The sequence below is a fragment of the Pseudomonas sp. F007 genome, from assembly GCF_057814275.1.
On sequence record NZ_JBVATA010000005.1, the window covers coordinates 478,479 to 496,065 of the forward strand.

General features: G+C 64.1%; 15 protein-coding genes. 9 read left to right on the forward strand and 6 right to left on the reverse strand.

Annotated features, from left to right (window positions below; translation table 11 throughout):
- Window positions 1-5 precede the first annotated feature (5 nt).
- From lhpI to ACZYR5_RS15130, 8 genes are all read left to right on the forward strand, one after another.
- Window positions 6-1,784 (forward strand): cis-3-hydroxy-L-proline dehydratase, encoded by a 1,779-nt coding sequence (gene lhpI / locus ACZYR5_RS15095; RefSeq protein ID WP_489090760.1) that lies wholly within the window; start codon window positions 6-8, stop codon window positions 1,782-1,784.
- Window positions 1,777-2,442, forward strand: coding sequence for an amino acid ABC transporter permease (locus ACZYR5_RS15100; protein WP_027618151.1), 666 nt, complete (start codon window positions 1,777-1,779; stop codon window positions 2,440-2,442). The genes lhpI and ACZYR5_RS15100 overlap by 8 nt, the downstream gene beginning before the upstream one ends.
- 10 nt (window positions 2,443-2,452) lie before the next feature.
- Window positions 2,453-3,103: an amino acid ABC transporter permease gene (locus ACZYR5_RS15105; protein WP_489090761.1), complete on the forward strand. Its 651-nt coding sequence runs from the start codon at window positions 2,453-2,455 to the stop codon at window positions 3,101-3,103.
- A complete protein-coding gene (locus ACZYR5_RS15110; protein ID WP_489090762.1) occupies window positions 3,096-3,818 on the forward strand; it encodes an amino acid ABC transporter ATP-binding protein in 723 nt (240 codons plus the stop codon). Before ACZYR5_RS15105 ends, ACZYR5_RS15110 begins: the two co-directional genes overlap by 8 nt.
- Before the next feature lie 106 nt (window positions 3,819-3,924).
- On the forward strand, window positions 3,925-4,953 hold the full coding sequence (locus tag ACZYR5_RS15115; protein WP_489090763.1) for a trans-3-hydroxy-L-proline dehydratase: 1,029 nt from the start codon (window positions 3,925-3,927) through the stop codon (window positions 4,951-4,953).
- Between the two features lie 116 nt (window positions 4,954-5,069).
- Window positions 5,070-5,987: a dihydrodipicolinate synthase family protein gene (locus ACZYR5_RS15120; protein WP_027618147.1), complete on the forward strand. Its 918-nt coding sequence runs from the start codon at window positions 5,070-5,072 to the stop codon at window positions 5,985-5,987.
- A gap of 71 nt (window positions 5,988-6,058) precedes the next feature.
- Complete coding sequence (gene abaF / locus ACZYR5_RS15125; protein WP_489090764.1) at window positions 6,059-7,453, forward strand: fosfomycin efflux MFS transporter AbaF; 1,395 nt, start codon at window positions 6,059-6,061, stop codon at window positions 7,451-7,453.
- 137 nt (window positions 7,454-7,590) lie between these two features.
- A complete protein-coding gene (locus tag ACZYR5_RS15130; protein ID WP_489090765.1) occupies window positions 7,591-9,177 on the forward strand; it encodes an aldehyde dehydrogenase (NADP(+)) in 1,587 nt (528 codons plus the stop codon).
- A gap of 279 nt (window positions 9,178-9,456) precedes the next feature.
- Here ACZYR5_RS15130 and ACZYR5_RS15135 read toward each other — a convergent pair whose 3' ends face one another.
- From ACZYR5_RS15135 to ACZYR5_RS15150, 4 genes are all read right to left on the reverse strand, one after another.
- The gene (locus tag ACZYR5_RS15135; RefSeq protein ID WP_489090766.1) at window positions 9,457-10,464 is read right to left on the reverse strand and encodes an Ldh family oxidoreductase; all 1,008 of its coding nucleotides are present in this window, start codon (window positions 10,462-10,464) and stop codon (window positions 9,457-9,459) included.
- A gap of 92 nt (window positions 10,465-10,556) precedes the next feature.
- A complete protein-coding gene (locus ACZYR5_RS15140; protein ID WP_489090767.1) occupies window positions 10,557-11,375 on the reverse strand; it encodes an aldo/keto reductase in 819 nt (272 codons plus the stop codon).
- Between the two features lie 113 nt (window positions 11,376-11,488).
- Window positions 11,489-13,036, reverse strand: coding sequence for a TerC family protein (locus ACZYR5_RS15145; RefSeq protein ID WP_489090768.1), 1,548 nt, complete (start codon window positions 13,034-13,036; stop codon window positions 11,489-11,491).
- 525 nt (window positions 13,037-13,561) lie between these two features.
- Window positions 13,562-14,962 (reverse strand): MFS transporter, encoded by a 1,401-nt coding sequence (locus ACZYR5_RS15150; RefSeq protein ID WP_489090769.1) that lies wholly within the window; start codon window positions 14,960-14,962, stop codon window positions 13,562-13,564.
- Between the two features lie 128 nt (window positions 14,963-15,090).
- On the opposite strand from ACZYR5_RS15150, the gene ACZYR5_RS15155 reads away from it, so the two are divergent.
- The gene (locus ACZYR5_RS15155) at window positions 15,091-15,993 is read left to right on the forward strand and encodes a LysR family transcriptional regulator (protein ID WP_489090770.1); all 903 of its coding nucleotides are present in this window, start codon (window positions 15,091-15,093) and stop codon (window positions 15,991-15,993) included.
- Here ACZYR5_RS15155 and ACZYR5_RS15160 read toward each other — a convergent pair.
- Together ACZYR5_RS15160 and ACZYR5_RS15165 are read right to left on the reverse strand one after the other, a co-directional pair.
- Entirely contained in the window at window positions 15,990-16,586 is a 597-nt protein-coding gene (locus tag ACZYR5_RS15160) for a LysE family translocator (protein ID WP_489090771.1), read from the reverse strand. The two genes, ACZYR5_RS15155 and ACZYR5_RS15160, sit on opposite strands and share 4 nt — an antisense overlap.
- 51 nt (window positions 16,587-16,637) lie before the next feature.
- Window positions 16,638-17,474, reverse strand: a complete 837-nt coding sequence (locus tag ACZYR5_RS15165; protein ID WP_489090772.1) for an AraC family transcriptional regulator — start codon at window positions 17,472-17,474, stop codon at window positions 16,638-16,640.
- Between the last annotated feature and the right edge of the window lie 113 nt (window positions 17,475-17,587).

The window sequence follows — 17,587 nt, forward strand, 5'->3', positions numbered from 1 at the left end:
CTGGCATGCCTGGGTCCACTGCGTTGACCGGGCGTAGCCTGGTCGCTGGCGCCGCGCAAGGCGCCCTGCTGTTCGCCGAGGTCGGCTTGAGTTTCTGGGGCGGCGTCGACCCCGCCAGCGGCGAGGTCATCGACCGTCACCACCCCTTGAGCGGCGAACAATTGGCCGGACGGGTGCTGGCCATTCCCAGTGGCCGCGGCTCCTGCACCGGCAGCAGCGTGATGATGGAGCTGATCAGCAACGGCCACGCCCCGGCAGCGCTGGTGCTGGCCGAGCCGGATGAGATCCTGACCCTGGGTGTGCTGGTCGCGCAGATGATTTTCCAGCGTTCCCTGCCGGTGCTGTGCATCGGCAGGGAGGCCTTCGCCGCCTTGCGCGGCAAGGCCTTTGCGCGGGTCGATGGTGCAAACCTGAGCCTGTTCGCACAACGTCCCGACGACAGCTGGCAAGCATCCGCCGAAGCGTCGGCCAATACTGAACCCGCCGGCGCGATCAGCCTTTCCAAAGAGGATCGGGCCCTGCTCGACGGCCAGCACAGCAAGGCCGCACAAGTGGCGATGCAGATCGTCCTGCGCATGGCCCAACTGCAGGGCGCGCCGAGCCTGGTGGATGTCACCCAGGCCCACATCGATGGCTGCATCTATACCGGCCCCGCGAGCCTGCGCTTCGCCGAACAACTGGTGCAATGGGGTGCCCGGGTACGGGTGCCAACCACCCTCAATTCCATCTCCGTCGACCAACGTCGCTGGCGCGAACTGGGCATCGATCCGGCACTCGGCGAACCGGCCAGCGCCCTGGGCGATGCCTACATGGCGATGGGTGCGCAGTTGAGTTTTACCTGCGCGCCCTACCTGCTCGACAGCGCGCCCAACGCCGGAGAGCAGATCGTCTGGGCCGAATCCAATGCGGTGGTCTACGCCAACAGCGTGCTCGGCGCGCGCACCCTGAAATACCCGGACTACCTGGACATCTGCATCGCCCTCACCGGCCGAGCGCCGCTGATTGGTTGTCACCTCGATGCACAACGCAAGGCCCAGGTGCAGATCGAACTGCCCGACCTGGAGCAGCTCGACGACGCGTTCTATCCACTGCTCGGCTACCACATTGGCAGCCTCACCGGCAGCCGCATACCACTGGTGCTCGGCCTGCAACGCCACGCCCCAAGCCTGGATGACCTCAAGGCCTTCGGTGCGGCCTTCGCCACCACGTCGGCGGCGCCGCTGTTTCATATCGCCGGGGTCACGCCGGAAGCCATCGACCCGGCGCAGGTGCTGCAACCCGGTGTCGAGATCGAGGTGCAAACCATCAGCCTGCCGGACTTGCTCGGCAGTTGGCGCGAACTCAACAGCGCCCGCGATCCCAAGGTCGACGTGGTGTCGCTGGGCAACCCGCACTTCTCGCTCACCGAGTTCGCGCAGTTGGCGCGCCTGTGCACCGGCCGGCGGATTCATCCGCAGGTGGTGCTGGCGATCACCTGTGGCCGCGCGGTGCTGGAACAGGCGCGGCAGGCCGGGTACATCGCGCCGATCGAAGCCTTTGGCGCGACCCTGGTCACCGACACCTGCTGGTGCATGCTCGGCGAGCCGGTGATTCCTCCTGCGGCGACAACGCTGATGACCAACTCGGGCAAGTACGCCCACTACGCACCCGGCCTGGTCGGGCGCACGGTGCACTTCGCCAGTATTGCCGAATGCGTCGACGCCGCCTGCAGCGCCACGGCCAGCGGGCGTCTGCCGGCCTGGCTGCAATCCGCCACCCTCCTCGAGAACCCTGCGCATGTTTGATTACAGCTTCCAATGGCGCGCAGCCCTGCGCGCCCTGCCCGACATGCTGGCCGGCGCTCTGGTGACCTTCGAAACCGCCGCGCTGTCGATGATTTTCGGGGTGCTGATCGCCCTCGCCCTGACCGTCATGCGCGAGGCGCGCAACCCGTTCCTGCGGGGCGTGGCCAACGGTTGGGTGTCGATCGCACGCAACACACCGTCGCTGTTCCAGATCTACATCCTCTACTTCGGCCTCGGTTCACTGGGGCTGCACGTCAGTTCCTGGCTGGCGTTGCTGGCGGGGATCACCTTCAACAACGCCGGCTACCTCGCGGAGAACTTTCGCGGTGGTCTCAAGGCGGTGCCCGATACCCAGGTGCGCGCCGCCCGTTCCCTGGGCATGAGCGCCTTCCAGGCCTATCGCCTGATCATCGTCCCGCAACTGCTGCGGATCGTCTTCTACCCCCTGACCAACCAGATGGTCTGGGCGGTGCTGATGACCTCGCTGGGGGTGATCGTCGGCCTGAACAACGACCTCACCGGCGTGACCCAGGACTACAACGTCAAGACGTTCCGTACCTTCGAGTACTTCGCGATTGCCGCAGTTCTGTATTACCTGATTGCCAAGGCGATCGTCGCAGTAGCCCGGCTGATGGCCTGGCGGCTGTTCCGTTACTGAGGACGTGCCCATGTTTACCACCAGTTTTTCCTGGAATGACCTGCTGTTCATGCTCGACGGTGCCTGGGTCACCCTGCAATTGACGTTCTGGTCGATCATCCTCGGTACGCTCGCCGGCCTGCTCTTCGGCCTGCTGCGCGCCCTGCTGCCACGGGCCAGTCTGCCCCTGGCCTGGGTGCTCGACGTATTCCGCAGCGTGCCGTTGCTGATCCAGTTCGTGCTGTTCAACTCGTTCAAGAGCATCGTCGGCCTCAACATCAGCGCCTTCAGCGTCGGCTGCATCGTGCTCGGCGCCTACACCGCCGCGTACTTCACCGAGATCGTGCGCAGCGGCGTGCTTTCGGTGCCGTTCACCCTGCGCCGCGCCAGTCGCTCGCTGGGCCTGAGCTACCTGCAGGACCTGCGCTGGATCGTCCTGCCGATCGCCACCCGCGTGGCCTTCCCCGGCTGGCTGAACCTGGTGCTCAGCGTGATGAAAGACACCGCGCTGGTGATGTGGATCGGCATCGTCGAACTGCTGCGCGCCTCGCAAACCATCGTCACCCGCATCCAGGAGCCGTTACTGGTGCTGTGCATCGCGGGCCTTATCTACTACGTCATGAGCCTGGTGGTCGCTCGCCTGGGCGCTCGTCTGGAAAGAAGGTGGCAAGAAAATGATTGAGATCGACAACGTACACAAATCCTTCGGCGATCTGGAAGTGGTCAAGGGCGTCAGCCTGACGGTGAACAAGGGCGAGGTGGTGTCGATCATCGGCGGCTCCGGCTCGGGCAAATCCACCCTGCTGATGTGCATCAACGGCCTGGAGCCGATCCAGAAAGGCAGCATCCGCGTCGACGGCGTCGAGGTCCACGGCCACGGCACCGACCTCAACCGTCTGCGGCAGAAGATCGGCATCGTGTTCCAGCAGTGGAACGCCTTCCCGCACCTGACCGTGCTGGAAAACGTCATGCTCGCGCCGCGCAAGGTGCTGGGTAAGAGCAAGGCCGAGGCCGAGGCGCTGGCGGTGCAGCAACTGACCCACGTCGGCCTGGGCGACAAGCTCAAGACCTTCCCCGGCAAGCTTTCCGGCGGCCAGCAACAACGCATGGCCATCGCCCGCGCCCTGGCCATGTCGCCGGACTACATGCTGTTCGATGAAGCCACCTCGGCCCTCGATCCGCAACTGGTGGGCGAAGTGCTGGACACCATGCGCATGCTCGCCGAAGACGGCATGACCATGGTCCTGGTGACCCACGAAATCCGCTTCGCCCGGGACGTTTCCGACCGCGTGGCGTTCTTTCGCAATGGCCTGGTGCACGAGATCGGCTCGCCGGATCAGGTGATTGGCAATCCGCTGCAGCCTGAAACTGCAGCGTTTCTCAAGTCGGTGAAATAGCTGGCGGCCTCTTCGCTGGCAAGCCAGCTCCTACAGATACACGCGTCCACCGTAGGAGCTGGCTTGCCAGCGAAGAGCCCCTTAATGACAACAAAGGGAGCAAGCAATGCGCTCAACAAAAATCATCCACATCGTCAGCTGCCACGCCGAAGGCGAGGTCGGTGATGTCATCGTCGGCGGCGTGGCCCCACCGCCCGGCGCCACCCTATGGGAACAATCACGCTGGATCGCGCAGGACGACACCCTGCGCAACTTCGTCCTCAACGAACCGCGCGGCGGCGTGTTCCGCCACGTCAACCTGCTGGTGCCGGCCAAGGACCCACGGGCGCAAATGGGCTGGATCATCATGGAGCCGGCGGACACCCCGCCGATGTCCGGTTCCAACTCGCTGTGCGTCGCCACCGTGCTGCTCGACAGCGGCATCCTGCCGATGACCGAACCGCAAACCCGGCTGGTGCTGGAGGCACCCGGCGGCCTGATCGAAGCGGTGGCCGACTGCCGCGACGGCAAGGTCGAGCGCGTGGAGATCAAGAACGTGCCGTCCTTCGCCGACCGCCTTGACGCCTGGATCGAAGTCGAGGGCCTGGGCTCGTTGCAGGTCGACACTGCCTACGGTGGCGACAGCTTCGTGATCGCCGATGCGCAGACCCTGGGTTTCTCGATTCGTCCGGATGAAGCCGCGGACCTGGTGGCCATCGGATTGAAAATCACCCGGGCGGCCAATGAACAACTGGGCTTCGTCCATCCGCTGAACCCCGGCTGGTCGCATATTTCGTTCTGCCAGATCGCCGCCCCCATCGTCCGCGAAAACGGCATTGCCACAGGCGCCAATGCGGTGGTAATCCAGCCCGGCAAGATCGACCGCTCGCCCACCGGCACCGGCTGTTCGGCGCGCATGGCGGTGATGCACGCCAAGGGCTTGATGGGGGTCGGCGAACGTTTTATCGGGCGCTCGATCCTCGGCTCCGAGTTCCATTGCCGCATCGACTCGCTGACCGAAGTCGCCGGCCGCCCGGCGATTTACCCCTGCATCAGCGGCCGCGCCTGGATCACTGGCACCCATCAACAATTGCTCGATCCGAGCGATCCCTGGCCCCAGGGCTATCGCCTGTCCGACACCTGGCCCGGCGCCTGAGCGCAAGCGCTGACCAACGGCACCTGAAACCCCTGTTTATTTTGCAAAAAGCACTATCCCAGCATCGCCATTTCAAATATCGTATACGAAATACAAAACACACAGCGGAGGCAACAATGAGCAAGCGCATTAACTGGAGCGGTGTATTCCCTGCGGTCACCACCCAATTCAACGATGACTTCTCGATCAACCTGGAAAAGACCCACCAGGTCATTTCCAACGTGATCCGTGACGGCGTCTCGGGCCTGGTGGTCTGCGGTTCGGTGGGGGAAAACACCTCGCTCACCGCTGAAGAAAAAATCGCCGTGACCGAAGTCGCGGTGGATGCTTCCCGCGGTCGGGTGCCGGTGATCTGCGGCGTCGCCGAGTTCACCAGTGTGCAGGCGGCGAAAGTCGCCAACGCGGTGCGCAAGGTCGGTGTCGACGGCGTGATGCTGATGCCGGCGCTGGTCTACGGCTCCAAGCCATTCGAGACCGCCGAGCACTACCGCTACGTGGCAAAGAATGCCGACGTGCCGCTGATGGTCTACAACAACCCGCCGATCTACAAAAACGACGTCACCCCGGACATCCTGATTGCCCTGGCCGACTGCGACAACGTGGTGTGCTTCAAGGACTCCTCCGGCGATACCCGACGCTTCATCGACATTCGCAATGAAGTCGGCGACCGTTTCGTGCTGTTCGCCGGCCTCGACGATGTGGTGCTGGAAAGCCTCGCCGTCGGCGCCGAAGGCTGGGTCTCGGGGATGTCCAACGTGTTCCCGAAAGAAGGCGAAACCATCTTCCGCCTGGCCAAGGCCGGCCGTTACGCCGAAGCCATGCCGATCTATGAGTGGCTGATGCCGATCCTGCACCTCGATGCCCGTGCCGACCTGGTGCAGTGCATCAAGCTCTGCGAAGCCATTGCCGGTCGCGGCAGCGCGTTGACCCGTCCACCGCGCCTGGCCCTGCCGGAAGCCGACCGGGTATTCGTCGAGCAGATCATGGCCAAGGCCCTGGCCAATCGTCCGCAGTTGCCGGACGTCGGTCTCTGAGTGAGTGCCGGGCGGACCCTCGCAGGTCCGGCCCGGCTGCCTGTTTTTGCGCCCCTACAGGAAACGTCAGCATGCCCAACGCTCAACCCACCCATCGCGCAACCAGCCCCGCCGGACTCAAACGTGTCGTCGCTGCCGCCATGGCCGGCACCGTTGCCGAGTGGTACGAATTCTTCCTTTATGGCACCGCTTCGGCACTGGTCTTCGGCCAGTTGTTCTTCCGCCAGACCGACAATCCCATCGACGGCATCATCGCCGCCTTCGCCTTGTACGCCGTAGGCTTTCTCGCCCGGCCGCTGGGTGGCCTGGTGTTCGGTCACTATGGCGACAAGTTCGGCCGCAAACGCCTGCTGCAACTGAGCCTGGTGGTGGTCGGCATCACCACCTTCCTGATGGGCTGTTTGCCCGGCTTCGACCAGATCGGCTACGCCGCACCGATTTTGCTGGTGCTGCTGCGACTGATCCAGGGCTTCGCCTTTGGCGGCGAATGGGGCGGCGCGATTCTGCTGGTGTCGGAACACTGCCCGGACAATCGTCGCGGCTTCTGGGCCAGCTGGCCGCAAGCCGGGGTGCCGGCCGGCAACCTGGTGGCGACCGTGGCGCTGCTGCTGTTGTCGTCGAATCTGTCGCAGGAGGATTTTCTCGCCTGGGGCTGGCGCGTGGCGTTCTGGTTCTCGGCGGTGGTGGTGCTGATCGGCTACTGGATCCGCACCAGTGTCGACGATGCGCCGATCTTCAAGGAGGCCCAGGCGCGTCAGGCGCAGACCCAGCAGCAACAGTTGGGCGTGGTGGAAGTGTTGCGTCACCACTGGCGCGCGGTGCTGGTGGGAATCGGCGCGCGCTTTGCCGAAAACATCCTCTACTACACCGTGGTCACCTTCTCCATCACCTACCTCAAGCTGGTGGTGCACAAGGACACCTCGGAAATCCTGTTGCTGATGTTCGGTGCGCACCTGCTGCACTTCTTCCTGATTCCGCTGATGGGCTATCTGTCGGATCTGGTGGGACGCAAGCCGGTGTACCTGGTCGGCGCCGTGCTCACTGCGTTCTGGGGTTTTGTCGGCTTCCCGATGATGGACACCGGCAACAACTGGCTGATCATGGCGGCCATCACCCTGGGCCTGGCCATTGAGTCGATGACCTACGCGCCCTACTCGGCGCTGATGGCCGAGATGTTCCCGACCCATGTGCGCTACACCGCTTTGTCGCTGTGCTACCAGGTCGCGCCGATCTTCGCCGGCTCGCTGGCACCGTTGATCGCCATCACCCTGCTGAACAAGTACCACAGCTCGACCCCCATCGCCTGGTACCTGGTGGGCGCCGCGCTGATCTCCATCGTCGCCGTCGGCCTGACCCGCGAGACTCGCGGCAAGTCGCTGCATCAGGTGGATGCCGAGGCGGCGGCGCGAAAGGCCGCGCTGGAGCCTGCGAGCGGCAATGCACGTCGGGCTGATTCGTTGGCCTAAATTTGACCTTCCCCCTGTAGGAGCGAGCTTGCTCGCGAAGAACGTCAACGATAACGCGTGCTGTCTGGATTAACGCGTCGTCCGGGCGAACATCGCGAGCAGGCTCGCTCCTACAGGGGTTCAACTGGAGCTTTACCATGCCCGACATCCTCGGCCACAACTACATCGGCGGGACCCGCAGTGCCGCTGGCACCGTCACCCTGCACAGCCATGACGCCCACACCGGCGAAGCACTGCCCTACGCTTTCATCCAGGCCAGCACCGCCGAAGTGGATGCCGCCGCCCAGGCCGCCGCAGTCGCCTACCCAGTCTTTCGCAATCTGTCCGCCAGCCGCCGCGCCGATTTCCTCGATGCCATCGCCACCCAACTCGACGCCCTGGGTGATGACTTCGTCGCGCTGGTCACCCGGGAAACCGCATTGCCCAGCGCCCGCATCCAGGGCGAACGCGCACGCACCAGCGGCCAGATGCGCCTGTTCGCCCAAGTCCTGCGTCGTGGCGATTTCTACGGCGCGCGCATTGACCGCGCCCTGCCCGAGCGCCAGCCGCTGCCACGGGTCGATTTGCGCCAGTACCGGATCGGCGTCGGCCCGGTCGCGGTGTTCGGCGCGAGTAACTTCCCCCTGGCCTTTTCCACCGCCGGTGGTGACACCGCTGCTGCGCTGGCCGCCGGCTGCCCGGTGGTGTTCAAGGCCCATAGCGGGCACATGGCGACCGCCGAGCAAGTGGCCGATGCGATCATCCGTGCCGCCGAGCAAACCGGCATGCCCAAGGGCGTGTTCAACATGATCTACGGTGCCGGTGTCGGCGAGCAGTTGGTCAAGCACCCGGCAATTCAGGCCGTGGGCTTCACCGGCTCGCTCAAGGGCGGTCGTGCCCTGTGCGACATGGCCGCCGCCCGGCCACAGCCGATCCCGGTGTTTGCCGAGATGAGCAGCATCAACCCGGTGCTGCTGTTGCCCGAAGCCTTGCAGGTGCGCGGCGAGAAAATCGCCAGTGAACTGACGGCTTCGGTGGTGCAAGGCTGCGGCCAGTTCTGCACCAACCCGGGTCTGGTGATCGGTCTGCGCAGCAGCGAATTCAGCGAGTTCGTCGAGCAGCTTAGCGCGCGAATGGCCGAGCAACCGGCGCAGACCATGCTCAATGCCGGCACCCTCGCCAGCTATGCCAAGGGCTTCCAGGCCTTGCACAGCCATCCGCAAATCAAGCACCTGGCCGGGGCTGCACAGCAAGGTAATCAGGCGCAGCCACAGCTGTTCCAGGCCGATGTGAGCGTGTTGCTCAAGGATGATCCGCTGCTGCAGGAAGAAGTCTTCGGCCCGACCACCGTGCTGGTGGAAGTCGCCGATCAGGCCGAGTTGCTGCAAGCGCTGCAGGGTTTGCACGGGCAACTCACGGCCACACTGATCGCCGAACCTGGCGACCTGAAAGCCTATGGGATGCTGTTGCCGCTGCTGGAGCAGAAGGTCGGGCGGATCCTGTTCAACGGTTACCCGACCGGCGTTGAAGTGTGCGACGCCATGGTTCACGGCGGCCCTTATCCGGCCACCTCCGACGCCCGCGGCACCTCGGTCGGAACCCTGGCGATCGAGCGGTTCCTGCGTCCGGTGTGCTACCAGAACTGTGCGGATGAACTGTTGCCTGAAGCGCTGCAGAATGGCAATCCGCTGGGGATCGAGCGGTTGGTGGATGGGCGCAGGGAGCTCGGACCTATCCACCTCTAACGGCTACCCAATGGGCATAGGTTGGATTTATGTGCGACACGGCTCCTGTAGGAGCCGGCTTGCCGGCGAAGGCCGTGGCATAGCCGACATCATCGGTGACTGACACACCCTCTTCGCTGGCAAGCCAGCTCCTACAGTGGCGTGAACACAAATGCTGTGGTGCTTGCACAATCTCTGTAGGAGCCGGCTTGCCGGCGAAGGCGGTGATTCTGAGACACCGCGTCGTTTGGTTCGCTGGCAAGCCAGCTCCTACGGAGGTCATCGACCATCCGCTGTATTTCAGGCCAACATCGCCCTCAAATCGTTATACAGCGCCTCTGGGATCTGCACCCCCTCGACCAGACTGCGCGCCCGCGCCTGATAGCGCCGCTGCGACGGCAGCCGCGCGCCCTGCCCTTCAATACCCTCGAACAACACCTCAGCCCGGGCCAGATGCTGTTCCGTGGCATCCCCCAGAAAGCGCCATGGATCCAGGGCAATAATCAGCTCGCCATGGTACGGCGACGATTTGCTGCCGGCGTCGTAAGCCAGCGACTCGGCGCTGGTCAGGTCGCCGATCAAGGGTCCGGCGATCAACTCCACCATGGCCGCCAAGGCCGAGCCCTTGTGCCCACCGAAGGTCAGCATCGCACCAGTATCGAGGACCACATTGGCGTCGGTGCTCGGCTGCCCCTGAGCGTCCACGCCCCAGCCCTCGGGAATCGCCTTGCCGGCACGCCGATGCAGTTCAATATCGCCACGGGCAATCGCGCTGGTGGCGAAGTCGAAAACAAACGGGTCGTTGCCGGCACGCGGCCAACCAAAGGCAATCGGGTTGGTACCGAACACCGGCTTATTACCGCCGGCGGGTGCAACCCAGGCGTGGCTCGGGTTGCACGCCAGGGCCACCAGCCCCGCCGCCGTCAGCTGTTCGATCTCCACCCAGAGCGCGGAAAAATGCACGCAATGATTGATTGCCAAGGCCGCAATGCCGTTGGCCCGGGTCTTTTCCTCCAGCAGCGGCAAGCCGGCCTGGAACGCCAGTTGCGAAAACCCACCGCCGGCATCGACCCGCACAATCGACGGCGCCTGGTCGATCACCTTGGGCTCGGCATCGGCCGAGACCTTGCCAGCGCGCAGCGAATTGACGCAGCCAAGAATCCGGTACAAGCCATGGGACGCGCAGCCATCGCGCTCGCCGGCAATCACAGTGGCGGTCACCGCTGCGGCGTGGGCAGGATTGAAACCGTTGTGCAGCAGGATCGATTCGGCCAGCTCGCGAGCTTCAGCCAGGGACAGTCGGATCATAGTCAGCTCCTTGAACAGACCGTCCAGCCTCGCCCATTGCACCGTGCAAGGCTTGATCGGTTTAGCTCAAGTCGATGACGAATTCAGCACAGTCAACGGATCAGGTCGATCAACTGCTCGCGCTGCGCCCCGGTCAACATCGAGCCGAAACCAGCACCGGCGTTTTCACTCATGGCTCGCGGTCGGTGGGTACCGGGAATGACACACGTCACCGCCGAATGAGACAGGACAAATTTCAACGCCAGTTGCGCCCAGGTCGTCACCTGAACTTGCCCGGCCCAGCCCGGCAGTGGCTTGCCCTTGAGCCGCGCCAACAGGTCACCGCCACCAAACGGTCGATTGCAGATCACCGCCACGCCGCGCTCGCGACACAGCGGCAACAGGCGTTTCTCGGCAGTTCGATCATCGATGGCGTAGTTGATCTGCAGGAAATCCAGGCGTTCGGCCTTGAGCAGCGCTTCGATCTCGTCGTAGGCCGATGCCGAGTAATGACTGATGCCGATGTAGCGAATGCGCCCGGCAGCCTGCCATTCACGCAACGTCGGCAGGTGCGTTTGCCAGTCCAGCAGATTATGGATTTGCATCAGGTCGATGCGTTGGGTTTGCAGGCGCTGGAAGGATTGCTCCATCTGCGCGATGCCCTGCTTACGGCCCCGAGTCCAGACCTTGGTGGCGAGGAATGCAGGCGAACGTGGCTCATGGATCGACAGCAACTCACCACTGGTCTGTTCGGCATGACCGTACATCGGTGAGCTGTCGATCAGGGTGCCGCCCTTGGCAAATAGCGCTTCAAGCACCTCGGCCAAAGGTCGACAGGCGGGGTCGGCGCGCTCGACATCGAACCCGCGCCAAGTGCCCAGGCCGACGATGGGCAGCAACTCGCCGCTGCTGGGAATGGCGCGGGTCAGCATGGGCATGCCTCCTGGTGCGGTCGCTGGAGTGACGTGGCGGGCTGTTTCTCTCCCTTAAAGTAGTTGAAGGTTGCGACCGCTGACGAATATCAGCGGCCGCAATGGCCTGGCACTCACGCCTTGCTGAGCAAGACCCGGGTTACGCGCCGCTCTTCGACTTCGACCACCTTGAGGGTCCAGCCCTCCCAGGTCAGGGTGTCGCCAATCATCGGCAGGCGATCCAGCAGACTCATCACCAGCCCGGCCAGGGTCTGATAATCATCGGTGGCCTTGGCCTGGAAACCGGTGTGCTGGCGCACCTGATTGAGGTTCAGCGCACCGCTGACCAGGAAGCCGTCGTCCTGGGTGACGATGTTCGGCCCCTCGATTTCGCTGGCATCGGGCAGCTCGCCGGCGATCGATTCGAGGATGTCGGTCATGGTCAGGATGCCGATGAAATCACCGAACTCGTTGACCACGAAGGCGATGTGCGTCGACTCCTTGCGCATCTGTTCCAGGGCGTTGAGGATCGAGAAGCTGTCCAGCAGGTTGATTGCCTTGCGGGCCATGGCCTCCAGGTCCGGCTGGTTACCGGCCAGCAGCTCCTTCAACAATTCCTTCTTGTGCACGAAGCCCAGCGGCTCGTCGACCCGGCCCTCGCGGATCAGCGGCAAGCGCGAATAGGACGAATGCATCAGGGTGGTACGGATGTCCTCGGCGCTGTCGCCCAGGTCAATGTGATCGACCTCGGCACGCGGGGTCATGACACTGCGGATCGGCCGTTCGGCCAGTTGCAGCACGCCGCTGATCATGATTCGCTCGCGACGGTCGAACACCTGCGCCGGCTCATCACCCTCAAGCATGTCGACGATTTCCTCACCCACTTCATCCGCGCTGATGCTGCGCCCACCCATCAGGCGCAACACCGCATGGGCGGTGCGTTCACGCATCGGCCGATGGCCTTGCAGGCTTTTCTTGCGACGCGAACGGGCCAACTGGTTGAACAGCTCGATCAGGATCGAGAAGCCAATGGCGGCGTACAGGTAGCCCTTGGGAATATGGAAACCCAGGCCCTCGGCCGTCAGGCTGAAACCGATCATCATCAGGAAGCCCAGACACAGCATGATCACGGTCGGGTGGCTGTTGACGAAACGGGTCAGCGGCTTGCTGGCGATGATCATCAGGCCGATGGAGAACACCACCGCAATCATCATCACCGACAGGTGCTCGACCATGCCCACCGCGGTGATCACCGCGTCCAGCGAGAACACTGCGTCGAGTACCACAATCTGCGCGACGATCGGCCAGAACATGGCGTAGGCGGCATTGCCCGAACGCACGGCGACGTGGCCTTCGAGGCGTTCGTGCAACTCCATGGTGGCCTTGAACAACAGGAACACACCACCGAACAGCATGATCAGGTCGCGACCCGAGAACACCTTGTCGAACACTTCGATCAACGGCTCGGTAAGGGTCACCATCCACGAGATACTGGCCAACAGGCCAAGACGCATCAGCAACGCCAGCGACAGGCCGATCACCCGGGCGCGGTCACGCTGATGGGGCGGCAATTTGTCGGCGAGAATGGCGATAAACACCAGGTTGTCGATACCGAGCACCAGCTCCAGCACGATCAGGGTCAACAGGCCAAGCCAGGCCGTGGGATCCGCAATCCATTCCATAGGGATTATTTGCTCTCTCGAATCAGGTTGAACGATTGACGCGCACGACACTGCGCCACCCTGCTACGGAAGGTAGGGGCGGTTTTCGTCTGGATAAAGGGTGATGTGCGCAAGGCAGCGAACGAACGGCGCACGTTCAACGTGAGCGGTTCAAGCCTGAGGGCGATGACCGGGGAAAGCAGATTGAGCGAGTGAAACGCGGGACTGGGAGGCTCCAGGAGGGTGTTCATACGGACCTTTGATTGAATTCGGCCCATGATCCTACAGTGCTATCAGTTGTTTCCGACAGCAGAGTTATTACAAGGTTTGACAGCCGGCCCCCTCGAGCAAGGAGCCGGCCCAGTACTGGCTATACCGGAGAGATGGTGGCCAGCGCGCCGAGCAGGATGGTCAGAACCAGAAATCCACCGAGAAACATCGACATCTTGAGCATGTGGCCTCCACACAATTGATCGCAGGTTGCCCGGGCAGTGTGAGGCTTGGGCTGTGTTGAAAACAGCGGCAGGTGCGCTGTAAAAAAGCGTATCAGATGCGGCCGGGGCGCAGGTCTGACGGCCGCAATCCAATCACCAGCGCCAACACCATCAACCCCGCAGCCAACGCAAACGTCCAGTGCAACCCGGTGGCCAACGCGGTTGGCGCGGCGGTGATCAGTTCGCGGGTGCCGGCGCCCAGGGCAAATACGCTGCCCATCACCGCCGTCCCGCTGATCAACCCCAGATTGCGCGACAGACTGAGCAAGCCGGCCACTACGCCGCGCTGCTGCGCATCTATCGCGCCCATGATCCGACTGTTGTTGGCAGCCTGGAACAGTGCGTAGCTGGCGGTCAGCAGCAGGATCGGCGCGAGGTAGCCGACGATCCCGGCCTCAAGCGGCAGCCACGCCAGCAGGCTTGAAGCGCAGGCCATGCCGAACAAGCCGGCGCGGGTCATGGCGGCTGCACCACGGCGATCCACCAGACGTCCCGCCGGCACCCCGCACAGTGCTGCGACGCACGGCCCTGCCGACAGCGCCAGGCCGACCGCCAGTGGAGCGAGTCCCAGGCCCTGGCTGAGGTAGAACGGGCCGACCACCAGGGTCGACATGATCACGGTCGACACCAACAGCGTCATGCCCAGGCCGGCACTGAGTTGGCGGTTGCCCAGCGCTTGCAAGCTGATGAGCGGCGCCCTGGCCCGTGCCTGGCGCCAGATAAACAGGGCGCTCCCCACTGCCGTTGGCATTAGCAGGGCACCCTGCCCCCAGGTCATGGCCAGCGCAAAACAGCCCAATGTCAGCGCCAGCAGCAGGGTTCCGGGCCAATCAAAACGCGCCGGTGTGCGCGGCCCATCCGCCGGCAGATAACGCCATACCAGCGCCGAATTGAGCAGCCCCAGCGGCAGGTTGATCAGGAAAATCGCCTGCCAGCCCACACTGGCAATCAACAGTCCGCCCAATGATGGCCCGAGTGTCGTCCCCAGCGCCGACATCGAGCCCAGCAGGCCCATGGCACTGCCACGCCGGGCCTCGGGCACCGCATCGCCGACCAGCGCCATGCCCAGCGCCAGCATGATTGCCGCGCCCAGCCCCTGGATCGCCCGCCCGGCGAGCAGGCAGCCGAGGCTGGGTGCCAGGCCACAGAGCAGCGAAGCGGCGCTGAACAGGCCGATGCCGATCAGCAGCAGGCGGCGCCGACCCAGCAGATCGCCCAGGCGCCCGGCGCCAACGATCAGCGCGGTAATGCTCAGCAAGTAGGCCAGGACCACCCATTGCACCTGGGTGAAGGAAGCGTCGAAGGTCCGGGCCAGCACCGGCAGCCCGGCATTGGCGATGCTGGTGTCGAGGGACGGCAGCAAGGTCGACAGCCCCAGGCTGGCGAGGATCCAGCGGCTTGATGGGATTAGCCGCGCGTCGTCGACTGCCGTGGTTGAAGTGATGTTGTTCATGCCGGAAGACTCCACAAAGGCTTTCAATCACAGCCTATGCCCGGCACTTATCAGGCGGAAGATGCAGCAATTGCACTTGATAGCTGCATGTAACGCCATGTCATCGCCAAGCGTGCTACCGTTGCGCTATGTCCCTTCCCGACCTGAACCTGCTGATCACCCTCGATGCCCTGCTCGCCGAAGGCAGCGTCGCCCGCGCCGCCCAGCGTCTGCACCTGAGCCCCTCGGCCATGAGCCGGGCGCTGGCGCGCTTGCGCAAGGTCACCGGCGACCCGCTGCTGGTGCGCGCCGGGCGCGGCCTGGTGCCGACGCCCCGGGCCATCGAGTTGCGCGAGCGGGTGCAACGACTGGTGGACGAAGCGCAAAACCTGCTGCGGCCCGTTGAACAACTGGACCTGAGCCAGTTGGTGCGCACCTTCACCCTGCGCACCAGCGACGGTTTCGTCGAAAACTTCGGCGCGGCGCTGATCCAGCGTCTGCGTCAGGAAGCGCCCGGCGTGCGCCTGTATTTCCTGCAAAAGTTGAACAAGGACAGCACGCCCCTGCGCGACGGCAGTGTCGACCTCGACACCGGCGTGGTCGACCCCGCGACCCGTCCGGAACTGCACAGCCGGATCCTGTTCGAGGATCGCTTCGTCGGCGTGGTGCGCAACGGCCACCCCTTGAGCCAGGGCGCAATCACCGCCGAACGCTACATCAACGGCCAACACATTCTGGTCTCGCGGCGGGGACTGGCCACCGGCCTGCTGGACGACACATTCAACCAGCAGGGCTGGCAGCGCGAGGTGGTGAGTCTGGTCAGCGGCTTTTCCGCGGCGCTGGCACTGACCCGCGACTCGGAGTTGATCGCCACGCTGCCCGAGCGCCACACCCGGCACCTGCGCAACGATTGCTTCAGCTTCGATCTGCCCCTGCCCACACCGACTATTCAACTGTCGATGATCTGGCACCCACGGATGGACGCCGACCCGGCCCATCGCTGGTTGCGCGCCTGCCTCCGGCACGTCTGCAACGAGGTGCTCGGTCTCTAGAGCAGCACCCCGAGCCAGGCCGACAGCAGCAGCAACAGCGCCAGGCCGTGGTTCATGCGCTTGAACGCTACGGGCGAACTCAGCACCCGGGCGCTGCCCACGCCGAGCAGTGCCCAGACCGTCATGCACGGCAGGCAGACCATCAGGAACAGCGCCGACAACAGCAGCAGGCGCGCCGTCTGCGCACCTTCGCCGGCGAACACACTGGCGACGGCCACCGCCATCATCCACACCTTGGGATTGATCACCTGCAGCCCGGCGCCTGCCAGCACACTCAAGCCCCGGTCCGGCGTGTCGCCTGCATCCAGAGACGGCGGCGGACTGCGAAAAATCTGCCAGGCCAGCCAGCTCAACCAGAGCACCCCGGCCCAGGTCATCGCCAGCTGCACCCTGGGAAAACGCAGCAGGGTTTCCCCCAGACCGAGCCCGACCACCAGCACCACCAAGGCCGCCGAGACGCAGGCGCCGATGATCAATGGCAGCGTCGCCCCCAGGCCGCGCCGGGCGCTGTGGCTGAGCACGAGGATATTTGTCGGGCCGGGGGTGATTGAGGCAACGAAGGCGAACAGCAGAAACGGCAGCAGTGACAGCATGGCAAAGGCTCCTTGAACAGACAGGAGTCCATGGTCGTCGCCGGCGGTGCTTCAGTCTGGAAGGTTTGAGCAGCGCTTGCGGTAATCCGCCGGGGTCAGTCGATAAGCTCGGCGGAACCAGCGCCCCAAGTGGCTCTGATCGGCAAACCCAAGGGCGCTGGCGACCTGCGCCGGCGTTTCGCCACGGGCCAGCCACAGGCGCGCCTTGGCCAGGCGCAATTGGATCAGGTAGGCATGGGGCGCCAGGCCGAAGGCGGCCTTGAATGCCCGGCTGAGGCGAAAACGATCAACCCCACAGACCTGCGCCAGTTGATCCAGGCCGATGTCTTCAAAGGCATGGGCCTGCAAGTAATCGCGGGCCACTTGCGCCACCCGTGGCAGACGCGGGTCAACCGGCAGGCGCTGGCGCCAGTCCAGATGCCGGGTCATCGCGCTCAGCAGGTTATCGGTGGCGCTTTGGCGGACGATGCGCAGGTCGCCCTCATGCAGCGCCTGGAAGGCCTGGGTGATGGCGATTGCCAAGTGTGGATCCTGGCTCAAGGTGTCGGCGAAGCCCAACTGCGCGCTGGCCGGCGCCTGCTCGAACAGACTGCGCAGTTCGCGCTCCAGCCAATCCGGATCGAAATACAGCATCGAGTAGGTGAAGCCTTCCTCGGTCGGCGCATGGCCGTCGTGGATCTCCCCAGGCTCGAGCATGAACACCTTGCCCGGCGTACTCAGATGCTTCATCCGCCGGCAGTTGAACTGCTGCACGCCCTGCTCGGTGACGCCCACCAGAAAGCTGTCGTGCCAGTGCGGGTCGTAGGCGTGGCCCTGGAAATGCGCGCGGATCGACTCGATACCGGTATCGGCATCCTGTGACAGTTCGATCCAGTGCTGATCGTTCACGGTAACTCCACCCAAGGTCCTGCGCGGCCAATGCGCCTGGCCAACTGTGCCTGATTTGTGCGGTGACGTTTAGAACATTTGTGCAACGCCTTTGGCCGCCAACAGCTGTGGCG